The organism is Pseudomonas sp. DC3200b2 (assembly GCF_049895785.1).
GTDB classification, from domain to species: Bacteria; Pseudomonadota; Gammaproteobacteria; order Pseudomonadales; family Pseudomonadaceae; genus Aquipseudomonas; species Aquipseudomonas massiliensis.
This window is the reverse complement of the sequence record NZ_JAFCTA010000007.1, coordinates 144,798-165,055: the sequence shown is the minus strand read 5'-3', so window position 1 is coordinate 165,055 and position 20,258 is coordinate 144,798. Positions and strand designations below refer to the sequence as shown.

At 61.7% G+C, this 20,258-nt stretch carries 18 protein-coding genes; 9 read left to right on the top strand and 9 right to left on the bottom strand.

The window, feature by feature from the left end; genetic code table 11:
* The first annotated feature begins 15 nt into the window (after positions 1-15).
* Complete coding sequence (locus ACP691_RS19325; protein WP_426153045.1) at positions 16-2,031, top strand: M10 family metallopeptidase C-terminal domain-containing protein; 2,016 nt, start codon at positions 16-18, stop codon at positions 2,029-2,031.
* A 141-nt stretch (positions 2,032-2,172) separates the two neighbouring features.
* Here the strand turns inward: ACP691_RS19325 and ACP691_RS19320 are convergent, their stop codons facing one another.
* The 3 genes from ACP691_RS19320 to ACP691_RS19310 form a co-directional block, all read right to left on the bottom strand.
* The gene (locus ACP691_RS19320; protein ID WP_426153047.1) at positions 2,173-3,792 is read right to left on the bottom strand and encodes a methyl-accepting chemotaxis protein; all 1,620 of its coding nucleotides are present in this window, start codon (positions 3,790-3,792) and stop codon (positions 2,173-2,175) included.
* A gap of 126 nt (positions 3,793-3,918) precedes the next feature.
* Positions 3,919-4,605, bottom strand: a complete 687-nt coding sequence (locus ACP691_RS19315) for an aspartate/glutamate racemase family protein (RefSeq protein WP_426153049.1) — start codon at positions 4,603-4,605, stop codon at positions 3,919-3,921.
* Between the two features lie 91 nt (positions 4,606-4,696).
* Complete coding sequence (locus tag ACP691_RS19310; protein WP_426153051.1) at positions 4,697-5,335, bottom strand: aldolase; 639 nt, start codon at positions 5,333-5,335, stop codon at positions 4,697-4,699.
* Between the two features lie 352 nt (positions 5,336-5,687).
* Between ACP691_RS19310 and phbB the strand changes: the two genes are divergently transcribed.
* From phbB to ACP691_RS19280, 6 genes are all read left to right on the top strand, one after another.
* On the top strand, positions 5,688-6,431 hold the full coding sequence (gene phbB, locus ACP691_RS19305; protein WP_426153053.1) for an acetoacetyl-CoA reductase: 744 nt from the start codon (positions 5,688-5,690) through the stop codon (positions 6,429-6,431).
* 67 nt (positions 6,432-6,498) lie between these two features.
* Entirely contained in the window at positions 6,499-7,833 is a 1,335-nt protein-coding gene (locus ACP691_RS19300) for a CitMHS family transporter (protein WP_426153055.1), read from the top strand.
* A gap of 125 nt (positions 7,834-7,958) precedes the next feature.
* Positions 7,959-8,900, top strand: coding sequence for a GntR family transcriptional regulator (locus ACP691_RS19295; RefSeq protein ID WP_426153057.1), 942 nt, complete (start codon positions 7,959-7,961; stop codon positions 8,898-8,900).
* Between the two features lie 145 nt (positions 8,901-9,045).
* Positions 9,046-10,116 carry an isocitrate/isopropylmalate dehydrogenase family protein gene (locus ACP691_RS19290; protein ID WP_426153059.1) on the top strand — a complete coding sequence of 357 codons (1,071 nt, stop codon included), beginning with the start codon at positions 9,046-9,048 and terminating at the stop codon, positions 10,114-10,116.
* Between the two features lie 93 nt (positions 10,117-10,209).
* Positions 10,210-11,481, top strand: coding sequence for a 3-oxo-tetronate kinase (otnK, locus tag ACP691_RS19285; protein ID WP_426153061.1), 1,272 nt, complete (start codon positions 10,210-10,212; stop codon positions 11,479-11,481).
* A gap of 42 nt (positions 11,482-11,523) precedes the next feature.
* Positions 11,524-12,567: an AbrB family transcriptional regulator gene (locus ACP691_RS19280; protein WP_426153063.1), complete on the top strand. Its 1,044-nt coding sequence runs from the start codon at positions 11,524-11,526 to the stop codon at positions 12,565-12,567.
* A 15-nt stretch (positions 12,568-12,582) separates the two neighbouring features.
* Here the strand turns inward: ACP691_RS19280 and ACP691_RS19275 are convergent, their stop codons facing one another.
* From ACP691_RS19275 to ACP691_RS19250, 6 genes are all read right to left on the bottom strand, one after another.
* On the bottom strand, positions 12,583-13,335 hold the full coding sequence (locus tag ACP691_RS19275; protein ID WP_426153065.1) for an SDR family oxidoreductase: 753 nt from the start codon (positions 13,333-13,335) through the stop codon (positions 12,583-12,585).
* Between the two features lie 79 nt (positions 13,336-13,414).
* The gene (locus ACP691_RS19270; RefSeq protein WP_426153067.1) at positions 13,415-13,708 is read right to left on the bottom strand and encodes an antibiotic biosynthesis monooxygenase family protein; all 294 of its coding nucleotides are present in this window, start codon (positions 13,706-13,708) and stop codon (positions 13,415-13,417) included.
* A gap of 35 nt (positions 13,709-13,743) precedes the next feature.
* Positions 13,744-13,929, bottom strand: a complete 186-nt coding sequence (locus ACP691_RS19265; RefSeq protein ID WP_040263533.1) for a tautomerase family protein — start codon at positions 13,927-13,929, stop codon at positions 13,744-13,746.
* A gap of 42 nt (positions 13,930-13,971) precedes the next feature.
* Entirely contained in the window at positions 13,972-14,385 is a 414-nt protein-coding gene (locus tag ACP691_RS19260) for a cupin domain-containing protein (protein ID WP_426153070.1), read from the bottom strand.
* A 17-nt stretch (positions 14,386-14,402) separates the two neighbouring features.
* A complete protein-coding gene (locus tag ACP691_RS19255; protein WP_426153072.1) occupies positions 14,403-15,776 on the bottom strand; it encodes an NAD-dependent succinate-semialdehyde dehydrogenase in 1,374 nt (457 codons plus the stop codon).
* Positions 15,777-16,016: 240 nt separating this feature from the next.
* The gene (locus ACP691_RS19250; protein WP_426153073.1) at positions 16,017-17,477 is read right to left on the bottom strand and encodes an MBL fold metallo-hydrolase RNA specificity domain-containing protein; all 1,461 of its coding nucleotides are present in this window, start codon (positions 17,475-17,477) and stop codon (positions 16,017-16,019) included.
* A gap of 223 nt (positions 17,478-17,700) precedes the next feature.
* Here ACP691_RS19250 and mapR point away from each other — a divergent pair, with 223 nt between their 5' ends.
* Together mapR and ACP691_RS19240 are read left to right on the top strand one after the other, a co-directional pair.
* The gene (gene mapR / locus ACP691_RS19245; protein ID WP_426153075.1) at positions 17,701-19,122 is read left to right on the top strand and encodes a GntR family transcriptional regulator MpaR; all 1,422 of its coding nucleotides are present in this window, start codon (positions 17,701-17,703) and stop codon (positions 19,120-19,122) included.
* Positions 19,123-19,274: 152 nt separating this feature from the next.
* Complete coding sequence (locus ACP691_RS19240; RefSeq protein ID WP_426153077.1) at positions 19,275-20,240, top strand: endonuclease; 966 nt, start codon at positions 19,275-19,277, stop codon at positions 20,238-20,240.
* Positions 20,241-20,258: the final 18 nt, after the last annotated feature.

Genomic DNA, 20,258 nt, shown 5'->3' with positions numbered 1-20,258 from the left:
TTCAAGGATTGAATCATGGCTGCCTACAACCCTCTGGAAACCGCAAGTTCCACCACTCGCTATGCGCCCGGAAGCGTTGTCGTTGACGTGGCAGGCTTCGATGACGTCAACCAAAGCATCGCTGTGCAGGCCAACGGCAAGATCCTGGTAGCCGGCTTCAGCTTCTATGGTGGCCCTATCGAAACGGCCTATGACTACTCAGTGGTGCGCTTCAACGCTGACGGCACCCTGGATACCGATTATGGCCTCAACGGCCGTAGCCTGATCAGCGCCGAGGTTCCAATCGATGAAGGCTACAGCCTCACCGTGCAGAGCGATGGCTCGTTGCTGGTACAGACCCCCGCCCATCGCAACGGCAATGACAGTTTCGGCCTCAGCCGTCTGCTCCCCAATGGCACCGCTGACGCTGCGTTCAACGCCAACGCCAAGGCCGGTATCCCCTCAGGCCTGGGCAGCGAAGGCACCCGCGTGACCGTCAACGATGACGGCAGCCTGTTGATCAGCCAAAGCAGCGACCAGGGCGCCGTGCTGGTTCAGCTCAACCAGGACGGCACCCTGGACAGCCGTTTCGGCGACGATGGCGTGGTTTACCTGGCCGAAGGGTTGAGCTTCAACGGCGAAGTGCATTCCGTGGCCTTGGACAACGGTCAGTTTCTCCTCGCCGGAGACTTCGATAGCGGCAATGGCTATCACTATGGAATTGTCCGAGTGAACGCCGACGGCACCCTGGACGCCAGCTTCGGTGACGCTGGCCAGGTCGTGTTCGGCGATGAGGTACTGACGGACTACCGTGGCGCGCTGGCTGTGCAGGCTGACGGTAAGATCGTGCTGGCTGGCAGCAATGAGGGCTATGCTGATTTCCAGGTGGTGCGTCTGAGCGTCGATGGTCAGTACGACAGCAGCTTCGGCGACAATGGCGTGGCCAGCATCGATACCCAGGGCGAATATGATTCGGCCCGTTCGATCGCAGTACTGCCTAACGGCAAGCTTTTGATTGCCGGGGTGAGCGACCTGGGCAACGGCCAGACTGTCGACTTCAACGCCGACTATGGGCTGGTTCGGCTCACCCCAGAAGGCGAGCTCGATCTGAGCTTCAGCAGCGAAAGCAACCTTTCAATCGAAGGCTCGATCAACGCTGACCTGCTCCAGGGCCGGGACCTGGCTGAAATACTGGACGGCGCGGGTGGCAATGACCTTTACCAGGGCAACGGCGGTCGCGATAGGCTCTACCTTGGCGATGGCGCTGACGTGATCCGCTTCCTGTCCGTTGAGGACAGCTACCGCACCGCTACACAAAGCGCCAGCGACACGCTGATCCGATTCGACGCCAATGAAGATCGCATCGATCTGATCGGCCTGGGATTCACAGGGCTGGGCAATGGGCACAACGGTACGCTCGCGGTCGCCGTAAAGGGCAACCAGACATTCCTGAAAAGCTACGACTACGATGCCCAGGGCCACCGCTTCGAGCTGGTACTCAACGGCAACCATGCAGGGCAGCTCGATCAAAGCAATGTGCTGTTTGCCCCGGTGAGCGTCCTCGGCGGCAGCGGTGGTGACACCCTCCAGGGCTCGGCGGTCAAGGAAGTGCTCTTGGGCCTGGCTGGGGCTGACCGCTTGAACGCCGGCGCCGATGACGATGTGCTCATCGGCGGCGAAGGCCGCGATTTGCTTACCGGCGGCAGCGGGCGGGATGTGTTCCGCTTCACCTCGTCCACGGATAGCTACCGGGACGCCAGTGCCAGCCACGCCGACATCATCACTGACTTCGACGCCTTCGAAGATCGCCTGGACGTCTCTGCCCTGGGCTACACAGGGCTGGGCGATGGCCGGGACGGTACGCTCCAGGTGAGCTATAACGCCGCCTTGCATCGCACGTTCATCAAGGATCTGACCCCGGACGCCCAAGGCCAGCGATTCGAGGTATCCCTGGCGGGAGACCTTGAGTATGACCTGGATGCGTCCAATTTCCAGTTCAGCGAAGGCGCGCCGGCACTGGTGGCCCTTGGTGTGCAGGAGGAGTACGTCTGAGCCGGTTCGGCAGCTTCGCTACCTTCCACGGCGAGTGGCCGATAAGCCACTCGGCCCTCCCTGGTGGGCGCTTGCGAAGCAAGCGAGCTTCCGGCAGTTCGGGGCCTGCCGCGGCCTCACCCGCTGGCCCTATCCTCGTTTCTACACCTTGAACCGCCCGGCCAGATCACTGAGCCCGGCGGCCAGGCGCGACAGTTCCTGGCTGGCGGCATGGGTCTGTTCCGCGCCGGCTGAGGTACGGATGGAGAGGTCGCGGATACGGACCAGGTTACGGTCCACCTCCCGGGCAACCTGAGCCTGCTCTTCCGCAGCGCTGGCAATGACCACATTGCGTTCGTCGATCGCAGCCACCGCATGAGAGATCGCGCCCAGGGCATCGCTGGCGGCATGAGCCTGCTCCTGGGTCTGCCTGGCCTGATCGGCGCTGGTCAGCAGCGCGTCCACGGTCTGGGTGGTACCTGCCTGGATGGTCGCGATCATGGATTCGATCTCACGAGTCGACTCCCCGGTACGACTGGCCAGGGAACGTACTTCGTCGGCTACCACGGCGAAGCCACGCCCGGCTTCGCCTGCCCGGGCCGCCTCGATGGCCGCGTTCAGGGCCAACAGGTTGGTTTGCTCAGCGACGGCGCGGATCACATCCAGTACCCGGGTGATGTTATGGGCCTGGGAAGCCAGGGTACGAGCGTGTTCGGAGGCGCCCAGCACGTTGTCCGTCAGCGAGCCGATCGCCGACAGGGTGTCGCCCAGTTGGCCTTGGCCACGTCGCGCGGTTTCGCTGGCCGAACGGCTTTGCTCGGAGGCTGAAACGGCATTGGTCGCCACCTGGTCCACCGCCTGACTCATCTCGGTGACGGCCGTGGCGGCCATCTCGATCTCGTCGTTCTGTTGGGCAAGCCCCGTGGCGCTCTCGCTCATGACCGCGCTCATCTGTTCGGTGGACGAAGCCAGTTGTTGGGCGGACTGCATGATCTTGTCCAGGGTCTGGCGCAGAGTGCCTTGCATCGAGGCCATGGCTTGCAGCAGAAGCGCCGCCTCATCGCCGCCGCGGGTGTCAAGACGTTCGGTGAGGTCGCCCGAAGCGATGGACTGGGCAGCCACTACCGCGGCCTCCAAGGGCTTGGTCAGGCTACGGGTGAGGCGCCAGGAGAGCAGTACGGTCAAGCCCAAGGCCAGGAAAACGGCCGCCAGGGTAACAGTGCGAGACTGTGCATAAAGGGCATCTTCACGCTGGTCGTGCGCCTGGGATTCATCTAGGTTCTGTTGCTGCAACGCGGCGGACAGGTCGTTCATTCGGGTGCCCGCTTCGGTCATGGCATCCACGACCATGCGGCGCGCGCCGTCTACGTCCCCGGCCAGTACCAGCGCTTCCACCTGGTGGGTTTGCTGCAGATAGTCGCGATACAAACGGGTAAGCCCTTCGTAGCTGGAACGTTCGTTCTCGCTGCCCACCATCGGGCGGTAGGTTTCGAACAGACCGTCCAGCTTGCCGCTGATCTCACGGATGGTCGACTGCGTTTGCGCCGCGGCAGCAGGCACGGCCACCAGACGGAGAACCTGAAGGCGCAAGCGTGCCAACTGCAAGGCGATGGCGTCACTGGTAACGATCCCCGGTACCCCTTCGCTGGTTACCAGCTTGGCCTGGGTACGGATGTTGGCCATCTGATAAAGGCCGAACAGGCCAAGGGCAGCCAACACGGTGGCGATAACACCGAAGCACAAGATGCTGCGCTTGGCGATTTTCAGGGATCGTAGGTTCATGGGAGGTCCGTGGCTGGAAGGGGCATGGCGCCGGTCTGCCTGGTTAGCGGCACGGAAAAGAAAATATTTAGCCGCGCCAGCCGCGCGCGGCTGAACGGGCTTCGCAGGCCCGTTGCTGTGTGACCCTCAGCCCTCTACCAAGGCTCGCAATAACCTGACCGCGCTGTCCGGGCTACTGAGCACGGGCCCGGCGAACGCCGCTTCGCAGGCCGATACCGCGCTGCTCATGGAAAACTGCGCCAGGCAAAGCACATCGTAGTGGCCACGCAGCTTACCCGCCGTGGCAGCGATCAGTTCGTCGTGCCGAGTGACGTCTCCGGCCTGGAGCGCGGCGAGGGCGCCCTCGCAGAGCACAGGGCTTACCTTTGGCTGGGTAGCGCCGATGCTGGGGCCTGCCTGAGCGAGCGCGACGCTCTGGGCGGCAAAGTCCGCGGCAATAGCGTCCGCCGCGGGCCCGAAGGTGGTCAGCGCGGCGATACGCGACCCTATGTTCAACGCCTCGCGCACCATGGCCTCGTTGGGCTTGAGCATGGGAATCCGGTATCGCCGCTGGCAGCTGGCGATGGCATCGGGATAGGAAGAGCACGTGAAGAGCACCCCGTCGGCATCAGCGCGGACCGCGTGCTCGGCCAAGCGCCAGAGCCGCTCGGTCAATGCAGGCGTCACGTGCCCTGCCGCATTGGCATCCACGGACAGTGAATCGTCCCAGAGGTTGAAACAACGGGCCTGGGGCCATAGACGCGCAAAGCCTGCATTGACAGGGTCCATTGCCAGCCGAGTCGCATGGATCAGAAATATACGCTTCGTGCTCATGAAAGCTCCCTGGCGACCCTCTGTCGCTCCTGAATAGATGCTCCCCGCGGTTCGCCTGCTTAGCCACCGGGCCCGGGCTGATGAGGCGGGGTTACCAACGCACGTTAAAGATTGTTTCCAGCTCCCGAATCGCCGCTTCGCTCAATGGGGCGGGTCGCGGTCGCACTTGCAGCCACAGCCGTGCCGTTTCCTCCAGCTCTTCCATGGCGAAGCTGGCTTTGCTGACAGAGGTTTCCCAGATTACCGGCCCCAATCGTTCGAGCATGACCCCACGCACCTGGGCCGCCAGGGCCGCCACCTCGTCGGCGACCTCGGCCGCACCCGGTCGACGATAAGGAACCAGAGGAATTCGACCTACCTTCATCACCTGGTAGGGCGTGATAGGCGGCAGGATGGCTTCCTCGCGCCAGCAACCGGCGAGCGTCAAGGCTACCAAGGCCGTGGCGTGGGAATGCACCACAGCCTGGGCCTGGGCATTGTTTTCGTAGATGCGTCTATGCAACGCGAGTGTTTTCGATGGCCTGTCGCCCGATACCCATTCGCCGGCCGAGGAGACCTTGGCAATGGCGGCCGGATCAAGGCGTCCCAGGCACGCATCGGTCGGAGTGATGAGCCAACCGTCTTCCAGCCTGGCGCTGATGTTGCCGGCGCTTCCTACGCAATAACCCCTTGCGTACAGGCTTTGGCCGGTATCGCAAATCTCTTCGCGGAGCTCGGATTCGGTACTCATCGCCATCCTCGGGCTGTGGTGACGTTGGCCACTGAGCACCGTCACGCTTGAACACAGGGTGAGCTTATCAGTTTTTCAAAATAACGAAATACAATTTAGTATCTGCGAGTTTTACTTGAAGAGATGGCGACAGGCCTTTGACGAGAGCGTCTCGATCAGATAATCGGTCCCAAGAAGCTAACCGTCTGTCCGTGCAGGAGTTTCGGCCTACCAGTTGTCGAAATGACCGGTAGAAAAGGGTTATGCCTTCAAAAAAATTGTATTGCGGGTGTTTACAGAACAATAACGCTCGCCGTACCGTTGAGCATCAGAGTGGCTCGAACTACAAGAAATCACAATCGGAGAGCAACAGATGAGCAAGCGCATTGCATTCGTTACGGCGGGCATGGGCGGACTGGGCACTGCGGTATGTCAACGCCTTACCAGGGACGGTTTCACCGTGATCGCGGGATGTGGGCCGGACTCGCCTCTCAAGGAGGACTGGCTGAAGACGCAACAGCGCCTGGGCTTCGATTTCATCGCCGCCGAAGGCAACGTGGCGGACTGGGAGTCGACCAAAGCGGCTTTCACCAAGATCCGTGACGAGGTAGGGCCTGTGGATGTTCTCGTGAACAATGCCGGAACGGCCTGCAATGTGGTCTTTCGCGACATGCGCCCGGATGACTGGCAAACGGTCATCAACACCAACCTGAACTCTTTGTTCAACGTTACCAAGCAAGTGATTGACAGCATGACTTCCCGAGGCTGGGGGCGGATCATCAATATTTCCTCGGTCAATGCGCAACTGGGCCAGGTCGGCCAGGTCAACTACTCCACCGCCAAGTCGGCAATCCGCGGCTTCACCCGGGCTTTGGCCCGCGAACTGGCGTCTCGCGGCGTCACGGTCAATACCGTTTCGCCTGGTTACATCGCTACGCCCAGGCTCAAAGCGCTGACCCGCACGGAATTGATGGATCGTATCGTCCATGAAATCCCGGCCCGGCGGCTAGGGACGCCGGAAGAAATCGCTGCCATGTGCTCTTGGTTGGCATCTGATGAGTCGGCCTTCGCAACCGGAGCGGACTTCTCCATCAACGGTGGCCTGCACATGAGCTGATGCGCCTCAAGCGCTCTCCCCAGTGATAAACATAACAACAATTGTACTCTGGCATTAGGAGATACATATGCTCTCTGTTCTTGGCTACGGCATGATTATCACCTTCATGGTGCTGATCATGACCAAGCGCCTGCCACCCCTGGTGGCCCTGACACTGGTCCCGATCATATTCGCCATCATTGGCGGTTTCGCCCCGGACATGGGCCCGATGATGGTCGAAGGGCTGAAAAAGGTCGCGCCCACGGCGATCATGGTGATGTTCGCCATTCTGTTTTTCGGGCTGATGTTCGATACCGGCCTGTTCGACCCCATCATTCGCGCATTCATCAAGATCATCAAGGGTGACCCGGCCAAGGCCGTGTTCTTCGCGGCGCTGCTGGCCGGCCTCGTGTCGCTGGATGGAGACGGCTCGACTACCTACATGATCACGGTCACCGCCATGCTGCCGCTGTTTCGTCGGCTGCGGCTCAATCCCCTGATCCTTCCCTGCGTGGTGATACTGGCGGCGAGCGTGACCAACCTGCTGCCATGGAGCGGGCCTATGGCACGGGTGGCCGCGGCGTTGCAGGTCGAAACCTCAGAGCTGTTCATTCCGCTCATCCCCTCGATGATCATCGGTTTCCTCGGTGTGTTGCTGCTGGCATACCTGTTGGGACTGAAAGAGCGCCAGCGTCTAGGACTGCTGCGAGCACCGGGCAATCCCCTGCGCAGCACGAGCATGGACGAAGACATGGGCGACCTGCTTACACTGAGTGATGAGAACGCTGAGCTGCGTCGCCCGAAGCTGTTCTGGTTCAATGCGCTACTGACCCTGGCGCTGATGACATGCCTGGTGATCGAGCTGTTGCCGCTGCCCGTGTTGTTCATGGTCGCCTTCTGCATTGGCCTGACCATCAATTATCGACAGATGGATGAGCAGCGCCGGCGCATTTCCGCGCACGCGCCCGCCGCGCTGACCCAGATATCCATCTTCATCGCCGCTGGTATCTTCGCCGGGATTCTCTCCGGCACCGGCATGGTCAAGGCGATGTCCAGCTCTCTGCTATGGGCGCTGCCAGACGCTTGGGGCAATTACCTGGCGCCGATCACCGCGTTACTAAGCATTCCCGGCACTTTCTTCATGTCCAACGACGCCTTTTACTATGGCGTACTGCCTGTGCTGGCGCATGCCGCTGAAGCCTATGGCATTACCGCAGCGGAAATTGGCCGTGCGTCCCTGATCGGGCAGCCGGTGCATCTGCTGAGTCCGCTCGTAGCCTCAACCTACTTGCTGGTGGGCCTGGCTGGCGTGGAGTTCAGCGATCATCAGCGCTACACCATGAAGTGGGCATTCGCGCTGAGCTTCCTGATCATGGCAGCCGCGATGCTGATGGGGTTGTTCCCGCTCTACTCCTCGCTATAGGGGTCTGGACGCCGCCAGGACGCGGCTTCGGTGAGCACGAGCATGGCCTGGGGATATGGTAGATTCACTGCCTCCCCCTACGGCTGTGTAGGGCCGACCTACATGGGCAGCGCCAGAAGACTGACATGAAAAGAGACCTTGCCGAACACCTTGCGCCGCGCATTATCGAGCTGGCGCGTGCGCGCTCGATGAAAGCGGGTGAGCCGCTTCGTGAAGAAGCTTTTGCCAAGGAGTTGGGGGTATCGCGCTCCCCGATCCGCCGGGGCTTCGCCCTGCTCGAACAACTGGGGCTGGCACGCAAGGAGCCCAATCGCGGCTTCTACCTGACCCGTAACGCGACCACTATCGAAGCCGCCTCGCTGCCGCCGGAAAGTGACCCCTACGAGGAGCTGTACCTACGAGTAGTGGATGACATGCTGCGCGGTGATATCAAGCACAGCTTCTTCGAAGCCGAGCTGCTGCGGCGCTATGAGATCCCGCGAGGGCAATTGCTGAAGGTGCTCAACCGGTTGGCCAGCGAGGCCATGATCGAGCGCCGCGCCGGTCAGGGCTGGGAGCTCAAGGCGTTTCTGCATGACAGCGATGCCCACATTCAGAGTTATCGGTTCCGCATGGCCATCGAACCCTTCGCGCTGCGTGAACCCGGCTACACCGTGGACAAGCGTGCCTTCAGCGCTGCCCGGGCGCAGCAGCAACGCCTGCTCGACGGAGATATCTTTACCCTCTCTCGGGCACAGTTGTTCGACATCAACTCGGCATTCCATGAGCTGCTGGTGCGCTGCTCCGGCAATGTCTTCTTGCTCGAAGCCATTCGCCGGCAGAACCAGCTTCGCCGGTTCATGGCGTACCGCTCGAACCTGGAGCGAACCAGGTTCATAGGCCAGACCCAGGAACACCTCCACCTTATCGACCTGATCGAGGACGGCAGCCGCGAGGAAGCGGCGAATTTCCTGCATCACCATCTGGACGTAGTGAGCCATCTGAAGGCCGAACAGGACCGCCGGGCCGAGGCGGCTCAAGGAGAACGCGAGGCTGCCACCCCGCCAGTGCTGGCCCTGGGTCTTTAATTCGCCACCTTGAAAGCAGCATCCCCTGCTTTCGCTGTTGCATAAATTGTTTTTAGATGTAATAAGGTACAAACAAACCGTACCCGGCTTGCTTTGGTGTAAAGGCACCGATTCCTACTCAGACGCTTCAACAAGGAGAAAAACAATGCGCATTCTGGTTCTGCCCTGCGACGGTATCGGCCCGGAAATCATCCAGGCCTCCATGTCGGTCTTGGAAGTGGCCAACGAAAAATTCGGCCTGGACCTGTCCTTCGACTACGACGATGTCGGTTTCACCAGCCTGGAGAAATACGGCACTACGCTTCGCGAGGAAATCCTGGAAAAAGCCAAGACCTATGACGGGGTTATCCTGGGCACGCAGTCTCATGCAGACTATCCAGCGCCGGAGAAAGGTGGCCGCAACGTATCGGCAGGCTTCCGTATCGGCCTTGACCTGTATGCCAACGTTCGCCCGGCGCGTACCCGCCCGTTCCTGGCCTCGAACATGAAAGAAGGCAAGAGCTTGGACCTGGTGATCATGCGTGAGGCCACCGAAGGCTTTTACCCCGACCGCAACATGACTCGTGGCTGGGGCGAAGTGATGCCTTCCCCTGACATGGCATTGTCGACCCGCAAGATCACTCGGCATTGCAGCGAGCGCATCGCGCGCCAGGCGTTCGAACTGGCCATGAAGCGCCGCCGCAAGGTGACCGCGATCCACAAGGCCAACAGCTTCCATATGACCGATGGGCTGTTCCTGGAATGCGTACGCAACGTGGCCAAGGAATTCCCGGAAGTGCAACTGGACGACCTGTTGGTGGACGCGTCCACCGCGCACCTGGTGCGCAACCCCGAGCGCTTCGACGTGCTGGTGGCCACCAATTTCTATGGCGATATCATCAGTGACCTGGCCAGCGAGCTGTCCGGCAGCCTGGGTCTGGCCGGCTCCATCATGGCCAGCAACATCCATTGCTGCGCCCAGGCCCAGCACGGTTCGGCACCAGACATCGCCGGCCAGGACAAGGCCAACCCGGTGTCGATGATGTTGTCCATCGCCATGATGCTGCACTGGATGGGCGAGCACCGTAGCAGCGGCAAGCTGCAGGAAGCCGCCGCTGCCATCGACAAGGCCGTGGACCTGGTCCTGGAAGACCCTGCCAAGCGTACTCCGGACCTGGGTGGCAGCCTGGGCTGCGCAGCCTTTGGCCAGGCCGTGGCCCAGGCGCTGCGGGGCTGATTCGCCACCGCGCCTGCCCTTGACGCACCCGCCCTCTTCGCCGGGGCCGGGCGCGCCGACCAGAAGCCCATAACGACAAGAAGGAGACAAGCTATGGCAAAGCCGCTGTTAGGCTGCATAGCAGATGACTTCACCGGTGGCACGGACCTGGCCAGTACGCTGGTAAACCATGGCATGCGCACCGTGCAGGTACTGGGCGTGCCACATGGCCCCTTGCCTGACGACATCGATGCCGTGGTGGTGGCCTTGAAATCGCGCACCACCCCGGCCGAGTCGGCGGTGGCCGAGTCCCTGGAGGCTCTGGAGTACCTGCGCGGGTTGGGTTGTACACAATTTTTCTTCAAGTACTGCTCGACCTTCGATTCCACCGCCCAGGGCAATATCGGTCCGGTGGCCGACGCCCTGGCCGACGCTCTGGGCGCCGACCTCTGTATCGCCTGTCCCGCCTTCCCGGATAACGGACGCACCCTTTATCTGGGCAATCTGTTCGTAGGCCAGGTGCCGCTCAACGAGTCGGGCATGCGCGACCACCCCCTGACGCCCATGACCGATGCCAATCTCAAGCGCGTCCTGCAAGCGCAGACAGACCGTAGGGTCGAGCTTTTACCATGGCCGACGGTACGCCAGGGCGTGGCCGCCATCGTCGACCAATTGCGCGCCATGCAGGCCAGCGGGGCGCGCTACGCCATCGCTGACGCCCTTACCAACGAGGACCTCATGAATCTGGGCCAGGCGGTAGCCGATCATGTTTTGGTCACGGGAGGCTCAGGTGTCGCACAGGGTTTGCCGGCCAATTTCCGTCAGCGCGGCCTGCTGCCTGACATCGCCCAGGCCTCGGCCTTGCCCGCCGTTTCAGGGGCGAGCGCGGTGCTGTCTGGAAGCTGCTCGACCGCGACTCGGGGTCAGGTGGCCCACTGGCTCGCAACGCGCCCCGGCTACAAGCTCGATGTTCTGGCCCTGGCTGCGGGGGAAGATCAGGTGAGCCAGGCCCTGGCCTGGGCAGAGCGTCATTTGGTGGAAGGGCCGGTTCTGGTCTACGGCAGTGCCGAGCCGGAGGAAGTTCGCCAAGCGCAGGAGCGCCTGGGCGTAGAGCGGGCCGGGCAATTGATGGAAGCGGCCCTGGCAAAAGTGGCCATCGGGCTGAGCGAGCGTGGCGTAGGCAAGCTGGTGGTCGCCGGTGGCGAAACCTCGGGCGCGGTGGTGAAGGCGCTGGGTGTGGATACCCTGCGCATCGGCGTCACCATTGATCCGGGGGTGCCCTGGACGCTTGGCTCCGGGACCCGGGCACCCGTCGCCCTGGCATTGAAATCCGGCAACTTCGGTAGCACGGACTTCTTCATCAAAGCATTGAACATGGCGCCCTGATCCGGCGCTCTGTTCGCCGTCGTTACGTTTCAAGGCTCAACCATGCCCAGCTTGGCTTTCCTTCGCGACAAAACCTGGTGGCCCACGCCCATCATCGGCGTGTGCGGAGGCTGGCTGGCCAGCCTCGTGCACTGGCCACTGCCCTGGATCACTGGCGCCTTGATCGGTGTCACTCTGAGCCGCTGCAGCGGCTGGCGGCTAGCGGCGATCCCCCATGGCCGGCCCGCTGGCCAATGGATCATCGCCACGGCGGTCGGGCTGCACCTGACCGCACAGGTGGCGCAGGAAATACTGACTCACCTGCCCCTGATGGCCATTGCCGCCGTAACCACCATCCTCCTGGCCTTGATCGGTATCCTGCTGCTGCACCGTCTTGGCATGAACAGGGAAACCGCGTTCTTTGCGTTCATGCCCGCCAACTTCGCCGAGATGATCAACCTGGCCGAGCGCTACCAGGCCGATACCAGTCGCGTGGCAGCCGCGCACAGCTTGCGTCTGGTGCTGATCGTACTGGTGGTGCCGCCTACCATGCTCTGGGGCATGAGCGCCGGAGCTCCGGCTCCATACCCAGCCGCGCCACCGGACTGGTACTGGCTGGCGCCTCTGCTGGCTGGTGGGCTGGTCTGCGGCATGGCATGGAAGCGCGCCGGCTGGCCGAACCCCTGGATGTTCGGCCCGCTGATGCTCTGCGCCACGCTCACCGCAAGCCTCGACCTGGTTACCAGCCTGCCCGGCTGGTTGAGCCATCTGGCTCAAGTGTTGATCGGTTGTACGCTGGGTTGTCATTTCGACCGAGCGTTCTTCCGCCGCGCGCCGACCTTTCTACTGCTCTCGACGGCCTATACGCTTACCACCCTGGCTTGCACCTTCGCCGTGGCCTGGCTGCTGTCGTGGTGCTTCGCCCTGCCCTTCGCCACCCTGGCCCTGGGGATGACCCCAGGCAGCATGACCGAGATGTACCTGACCGCTGAAACCCTTGGCCTGGCGGTCGGAACGGTAACGGCGATGCAAATCCTGCGCTTGGTGGTAGTCATGGCCGTGGCCGAGCCTTTCTATCGGCGGTGGCGCAGGCGTGGCGGAGCATGAGCGAGCGGCCGGGCGTCAGCCGCGACCCACGAAAGGCATCTGGGTGGCCATCAAAGTGTGAAAAAGCACATTGGCGTCCAGCGGCAGCCCAGCCATGTACACCACTGCCCTGCCTACCAGTTCGGCGTCGATGAGCGGCTCGACCGCTATCTCGCCATTGGCCTGAGGCACGCCCTTTGCCATCCGCGAGGCCAGGTCGCTCATGGCATTGCCGATGTCTATCTGCCCTACGGCGATGTTCAGCGCGCGGCCGTCCAGAGCCGCGGCCTTGGTCAAGCCAGTGACGGCATGCTTGGTGGCGGTATAGGCGATGGCATTGGGCCGAGGCGCGTGGGCGGCGAGGGAGCCGTTGTTGATGATGCGTCCGCCTTGGGGTTGCTGTTCACTCATCAGCTTGAACGCCTGTTGCAGGCAATAGAACATGCCGTTGAGGTTGGTTCCCACGACCGCCTGCCACTGCTCGGGGGTCCACTCCAGGAAAGAGCCCGGCGGGTTGCCTCGACCAGCGTTGTTGAACAACAGATCCAGCCGACCGAAGCGCTGGCGAATGACCTCGAACAGGCGCCCGACCGCGTCCGGGTCGCTTACATCGGTCGCTACCGCTATGGCTTGCCCTGCGGGAAGCGCCTCGATCACTGCCACTACTTCCTCCAGCGGGCCCAGACGCCGCCCGGCCAGTACCAGCGCATAGCCTTCGGCGGCCAAGGCACAGGCTACGGCCTTGCCAATGCCACTGCCAGCGCCCGTGACCAGTGCGATTCCTTTCATATCGGACTCCTTTGTTCTGGAAAGGTAAAGGTCGACAGGGGCTACGGTCTCGGAACCGCCGCCTGAGCCTGGGGCTGACTCAAGCCACTACCGAAAAATGCTCTACCTGCGGTGGGCTGATGAAGAATTCGCCAACGATGGCCCGCCATTGCTCGAACGCCGGAGACTGGCGAAAGTCCAGGGTATGGTTTTCCACAGTTTCCCACCGGATTTGCAGCAGTACCCGGCCAGGTGATTCGATCCCGCGAATCACCTCATAGCCGAGGAAGCCCTTGGCGTTGGCGATCACCGTAGTGACGCCTCGCACAATAGCGGCTTCGAATTCGGCGCTACGCTGCGGGTCGATACGCAGCTCTGCCACTTCTATGATCATCAATACCTGCCTCTATGACGTCTGGAAAGTAAGGGTCAGCGTTCGCTGTAGAGCACGCCGCCCCGCGCCTTGTTGTTCGGGTCCGACTCGACGATCTGCACCACTACCTTGTCCCGGGGCACGTCGAAGCTTTCGATCACCGCGTCGGTGATCTTCTGCATGAGCATTTTCTTCTGTTCATGGGTACGGCCTTGAACGGCATAGACAACGACTTCAGGCATGGGCGTAACTCCGTGGATATAGCGGGTTTGGGTTCAGGCGGTTCAGCTGGCGTGCTCGGCGGCGATTGGACGGGTTTCGCCGGTTTCCACCAAGGTACGGTTGGCGTCTACCGAACCATACACCCAAAGGATCTTCATGGATTGGGTTTCAGAGGCATTGCGAAAGCGATGGGGCACCCCGGCAGGGATGAAGGTGACGTCCTGTGGCTTGACCTCGAAGGATTCGCCGTCGATGTCGAACCAGGCATGGCCTTCGATGAGCATCACGGTTTCTTCGCAATTGTGATAGTGGAACGGGATCTTCGCACCGCCCTTGAATTCAGTGAAGCCGGTGATAAAGCCGGTGGCGCCCAGGCCCTTGGTTACCAGTGGCGTGGTGGCCGCGCCACCGCCCCGGTCGTGCTTGGCGATCGCTTCAGGCTTGAGCAACCAGGCGTTGGATGACGTCTTGATCATAAGTGGTCTTCTTGTAATTAATGGTTGGGGCCTTGCCAGACCGTCTTGATATTAGTGAACTCCCGTATACCGAAGTCGCCAAGCTCGCGTCCGTAGCCTGATTGTTTGATGCCGCCGAACGGCACCCGTGCATCGGAGGCCACCAGGGCATTGATGAATACGGCACCGGCCTGGATCTGCCTTGCCAAGGCGCGGGCCCGCCCCAGGTCACTGGTCCAGAGTGCGGCGCCCAAGCCGAATTCCGTGGCATTGGCGATCTCGATGGCTTGCCGGGCATCCTCGACACGGATTACCGCGGCTGCCGGCCCGAAGGTTTCTTCGGTGGCCGCGGCCATCGCGGGTGTTACATGATCGAGCACTGTCGGAGGGTAGAAAAAGCCCGGGCCTGGAAGCGGCTGCCCGCCGGTGAGCAGTTTGGCGCCAGCCTCGACGCTACGAGTGACCTGGGCGTGAATGTCTGCTCGCAGGCTGGCCCGTGCCAACGGCCCCACCTGGGTATCCCGCGCCGCGGGGTCGCCGACCTTGAGCTTCTCCACCCCGCTGACAAAGGCGTCGACGAAGCGGTCTGCGACGCTCTGTTCGACGATGAAGCGTTTGGAAGAAATACAGCTTTGCCCGGTATTTGAAAAGCGCGCCTTGACGGCGGCGGCGGCCGCAGCCTCGATATCGGCGTCTGCCAGCACGATGAAAGGGTCTGACCCGCCCAACTCAAGCACCTGCTTTTTCATCAGCGCGCCTGCCTGGGCGGCCACCAGCTTGCCCACCGCCGTGGAACCGGTAAGGGTAACCGCGGCAATGCGCTCATCGGCCAACACGGCCGCGACCTGGGATGAGTCGATCAGCAGGGTGCCAATCAGCCCTTCCGGCAGCCCGGCTTCGACGAATAGCTGTTCAAGTGCCAAGGCACAGCCCGGGACGTTATTGGCATGCTTGAGAATGGCGCCATTGCCTGCTGCAAGGGCTGGCGCGGCGAAACGGATGAACTGCCAGAACGGATAGTTCCACGGCATCACGGCCAAGACTACGCCCAAGGGGTCGAACACCACTCGGCTATCCGCCGCGTTGGTACTCACCGCAAGGTCCGCCAGGAAGACCGGGGCCTGTCGGGCATAGAACTCGCAGGTAGCCGCGCATTTTTCGATTTCACTTTCCGCCTCGGTGATGGGCTTACCCATCTCGCGAGTGATCAGCAAGGCATAGGCCGCTTGCCTTTGGCGAAGCACGTCGGCAATACGCAGCAAAGCACCGCACCGCTGCTCGATATCGACCTGTGCCCAGGCGCGTTGCGCTGACTCTGCCCGGGCCAGTATGTCCTCTAGCTCGGCGCAGCTATGCAGTTCGTAGCGTTGCAAGGGTTGCTCAGTAGCGGGATTGGTGGAAACAAGCGTCATCGGGGGCTCCATTGTTCATTGTTATACCGAGTGAGTACGGGCTGGATACTGCATGAAAGGCCCTACACGCGCATTTAGTACTTTGTTGCGACGATATACCATTTTGGACGATAAGGGACAATAAATTGTCAGGACATCCCTGCCCATCCAGGAATGTCCAAGCGTCAGTCACGGTTTTTATACGTCGACCCTTAAGGGCATTTATGTATGAGAGATGCTCGCGAACCTGAATCTGAAGGTTCAGGGTATGCTGATGCGGCCTTCCTTTCCCGCCTCCCGGTAACGGCTTTCCAGCACCTCTGCCAGGCACAGCTTGGCCTGGTCTTCGCCGTGTATGAGGCGGATTTCCTTGGGCCACTGCTTCATGCGGGTGACGAAACCGACCAGGTCGGCCTGGTCCGCATGCGCCGAGTAGCCACCCACACTGTCGATACCGGCGCGGATGTCGATGCGCTCCCCCTCCAGCATCACGAAGCCGCCTTCAGGGCCGTGGGTCTGGATGTCGCGCCCGGGGGTGCCCTGGCCCTGGTAACCGACGAAGACCACATTGTGCCTCGGGTCGCCCAGCATGGCCTTGAGGTAGTTGACGATGCGCCCGCCCGAACACATGCCATTGCCGGCGATCACGATAGCCGGCCGTGCGGTTTCGGTCAGATGCTGCACGATGCGTGTATGGTCTTCATGGCTGTCCACGGTGATCAACTGTTTGAAAGACAGCGGTTTGCGCCCCTCTTCCAGGCGGTGCTGGGCATCTTCGTCCCAGTAACCCTGCAACGCCTTGTAGGTTTTGGTGAAGCGGCTGGCCAAAGGCGAGTCGAGAATGATAGGCACCTTGGGCCAGTCGATATCCGGGGCGCCCCTGTTGCCGCCCTTCGCATCCTCGTTCTCACCTGTTGGCGCGGCGGCCTCGGTTTCGTCGTGAAGAATTTCTTCCAGTTCGTAGAGTAACTCCTGGGTCCGCCCGATGCTGAAGGACGGAATCAATACAGTCCCCTGGTCGGCCAGGGCCCGTTCGATGGCGACCTGCAGGCGCTCTCGCCGGTGGGCACGATCTTCGTGGCGGCGATCGCCGTAGGTGCTCTCCAATAGCAGCAGGTCGGCCCGCTCCGGCGGTACCAGATCCGGCAGGATGGGTGAATGAGGCGCTCCAAGATCGCCGCTGAACACAATCCGCTGGCTATGCTCTTCATTCCCAGGCTCACCCAGGTCAAGCTCCACATAGGCCGAACCAAGCACATGCCCGGCAGGCTGCAGCCGCAGCTTGCAGAGGGCCGTATCGGTTTCATGCACGGTGAACCAGTTGCCGTAGGGCAACGGAAAGATTCGCTGCTCCACCACTTTCAGGTAACGTTCCAGTTGTTCCTGGTCACGGCTGATGGACAGGCGGAAGGCATCTTCGAGCACGATAGGCAGCAACTGGGCCGAAGGCTCGCTGCACAGGATAGGCCCCTCGAACCCGGCAGCCAGGAGGTTGGGGATGCGCCCCACATGGTCTATATGCACATGTGTGACCACCAGGGCCTTGATTCCCTCTATGGGAAAGTCCAAGCCCAGCGGGTCCTCGCCAGCCAGTCCTTCATCGACGCCCTGGAACTGGCCGCAGTCGATGAGCAGGCTGAAGGTATTATCCAGCCAAACCTGGTGGCACGACCCGGTGACGCCCTCGGCGGCGCCATGGTGGATCAATTTTACAGAGTTCATTGAGGGTCCTTGGCAAATGGGCGGTTACGCCGGATGGCCTGGATAAGGCCGATCATCCAGCGCCTGCGGCGTCCCGATTTGGGCAACGAAGCCGCGGCCTTAGTTTCCCTGCTCGATAGCCAGCTCATTGGCCCTTTTCACCAGCTTCGCTGATTCCCATCGCGGTAACGCCAGCGGTAGATCCGCTATAGTGCCGCCCTACGCGCGTTCCGGACCCCATGCCATGCATAAGCTCAAGCGCTACGAAAAGCTCGCCGATGAAATCGCCGCGCTGATACGCTCCGGCGTGCTGGCTCCCAATGAACGGGTGCCCTCGGTCAGGTTGGCCTGCCAGAACTACGGGGTCAGCCCGGCTACCGTGTTCAAGGCGTACTACCTGCTCGAAGACCGCGGGCTGATCCAGGCGCGGGCGCGCTCGGGTTATTACGTTCGCGCGCTGGCGCGGGACTCGCTAGCCGAACCGGAGATCAAGCGCCAGGAGGGTATTGCCCAGGACGTGGACGTAAGCGAACTGGTATTTTCAGTGCTCAGCTCCCTGCGTGACCCCCATACCGTGCCCTTCGGCTCCGCGTTTCCCAGCGCCGATCTGTTTCCCCTGCCGCGCCTGGCCAAGTCCATGGGCCAGGCCCTGCGACGCTTGTCGGCTCATCAGATCATCGCTGACCAGACCAACGGCAACGACGCACTGAAACGCCAGATCGCCCTGAGGTACACCCTGGCTGGGGTCATGTTGCCCCTGGAAGAGCTGGTCATCACTACGGGTGCCATGGAGGCGCTCAATCTGTGCCTGCAGGCGGTCACCTCGCCCGGGGATCTGGTGGCGATCGAGGCTCCGGCTTTTTATGCGTCGCTGCAGGTGCTGGAACGTCTCAAGCTCAAGGCCGTGGAGATTCCAGTGCATCCTCGGGACGGTATCGATCTGGATGTACTGGCCGATACCCTCGACAAACTGCCGATAAAGGCCTGCTGGTTCATGAGTTCCTTCCAGAATCCCATGGGCGCCAGCCTGAGCGATGGGCGCAAGCGCCAGCTCGTGGACCTGCTGCATCGCCATGGAACGCCACTGATCGAAGATGACGTATACGCCGAGCTGTACTTCGGCGACCACCCCCCAACGCCGATCAAGCACTATGAGCGCGATGGACTGGTCATGCATTGCGGTTCGTTTTCCAAAAGCCTGGCCCCGGGTTACCGGGTCGGCTGGGTCGCGGCCGGGCGCTTCGCCAGCAAGGTGTTCCAGCTCAAGCTGATGACCACCATCTCGCCGTCGGTGCCAGCGCAGGCGGCAATTGCCGATTACCTGCAGCACGGCGGGCATGATCGCCATTTGCGCAGGCTAAGGCACGGCCTCGAAACCCAACAACAGGCCATGCTCCTGGCGGCCTCTCGATACTTTCCCGCGCCGACCCGGGTCACGCGCCCGGTAGGCGGGTATTTTCTCTGGTTCGAGTTTCCCGCCCAGGTCGACGCGCTCAAGCTCTTCAGGCTGGCCATGGCAGAGGGCGTGAGCCTGGCACCCGGGCCGATCTTTTCGGCGACGCGCTCGTTCGGCCACTGCGCTCGGCTCAATTATGGCCATCCATGGACCGATGAATCGGAACGGGCCATGCAGCTGCTCGGGCATCTTATTGAATCATTATCGTGAGCAACCTTGGCTGCGCGTGGAGCGCGGCACGGGGTAACTCACGAATACCGCGGGCTTGAACGAAGTTGACCGTTGTAGTGCCTGTCCATAAGACAAGGGCGCATTTTTGCCGGTGCCCACTATAATGCGCTTCCTTCACCGACTATTGCCCTATGAAAAACACTTTCCTTGCCCCGCTGTTGTCGTTGCTTGTCGCTTTTCCTGCATTTGCCGATCCGCCCGCCACCTTCGCCGAAGCCAAGGTTATCGCCAAGCAGAAGATTTACTTCGACCAGGCCAACAGCGACCTGGGTGAACTCTATTGCGGCTGTCACTGGACCTGGACTGGCAAGTCCGGCGGACGAATCGATGCACAGTCCTGCGGCCTGCAAACCCGCGCCCAGGAAACTCGCGCCAAGCGTACCGAGTGGGAACATATTGTTCCGGCCTGGACCTTCGGCCAGCAGAGGCAATGTTGGCAAGACGGCGGTCGGGAGCATTGCGTGAAAGACGACCCTGTCTTCCGTGTCATGGAAGCCGACCTGTTCAACCTTTACCCCTCCGTGGGCGAAGTGAATGGCGACCGCAGTAATTTCAACTATGGCATGGCGTCCGGCGTCGCGCCGCAATACGGCCAGTGCAAAACCCGTGTGGACTTCGAGCATCGAACCGCTGAGCCACGCGATGAAGTCAAGGGCCTCGTGGCCCGCACCACCTTCTACATGTTCGATCGCTACAACTTGAGCATGTCCAGGCAACAGCAACAACTTCTAATGGCGTGGGACAAGCAATTCCCGGTGACCGCCTGGGAGCGCGAACGCAACACGCGGATCGCCGCCATCATGGGCCATGACAACCCTTTCGTTACCAAACAGCGAGCCTGGAGCCTGGGCTATAAACCTGTGGGCGATGGCGTGGTCAGCCCGGTACCGATGCGGCCGACCACGCAGCCCAAGCAGGACAATTCAGCCTCGAAGGCCGCGCCCGGCTCGATCATCGGAAACCGGGGCAGCCATGTCTATCATCTGCCTGAAGGCTGCCCGGGGTATACCCAGGTCGGAGACAAGAACCGGATCAACTTCGCCTCCGAGGCCGAAGCGGTCAAGGCGGGCTACCGCAAAGCTGGCAACTGCCGATAGCGACCGGGCGCCTATTAC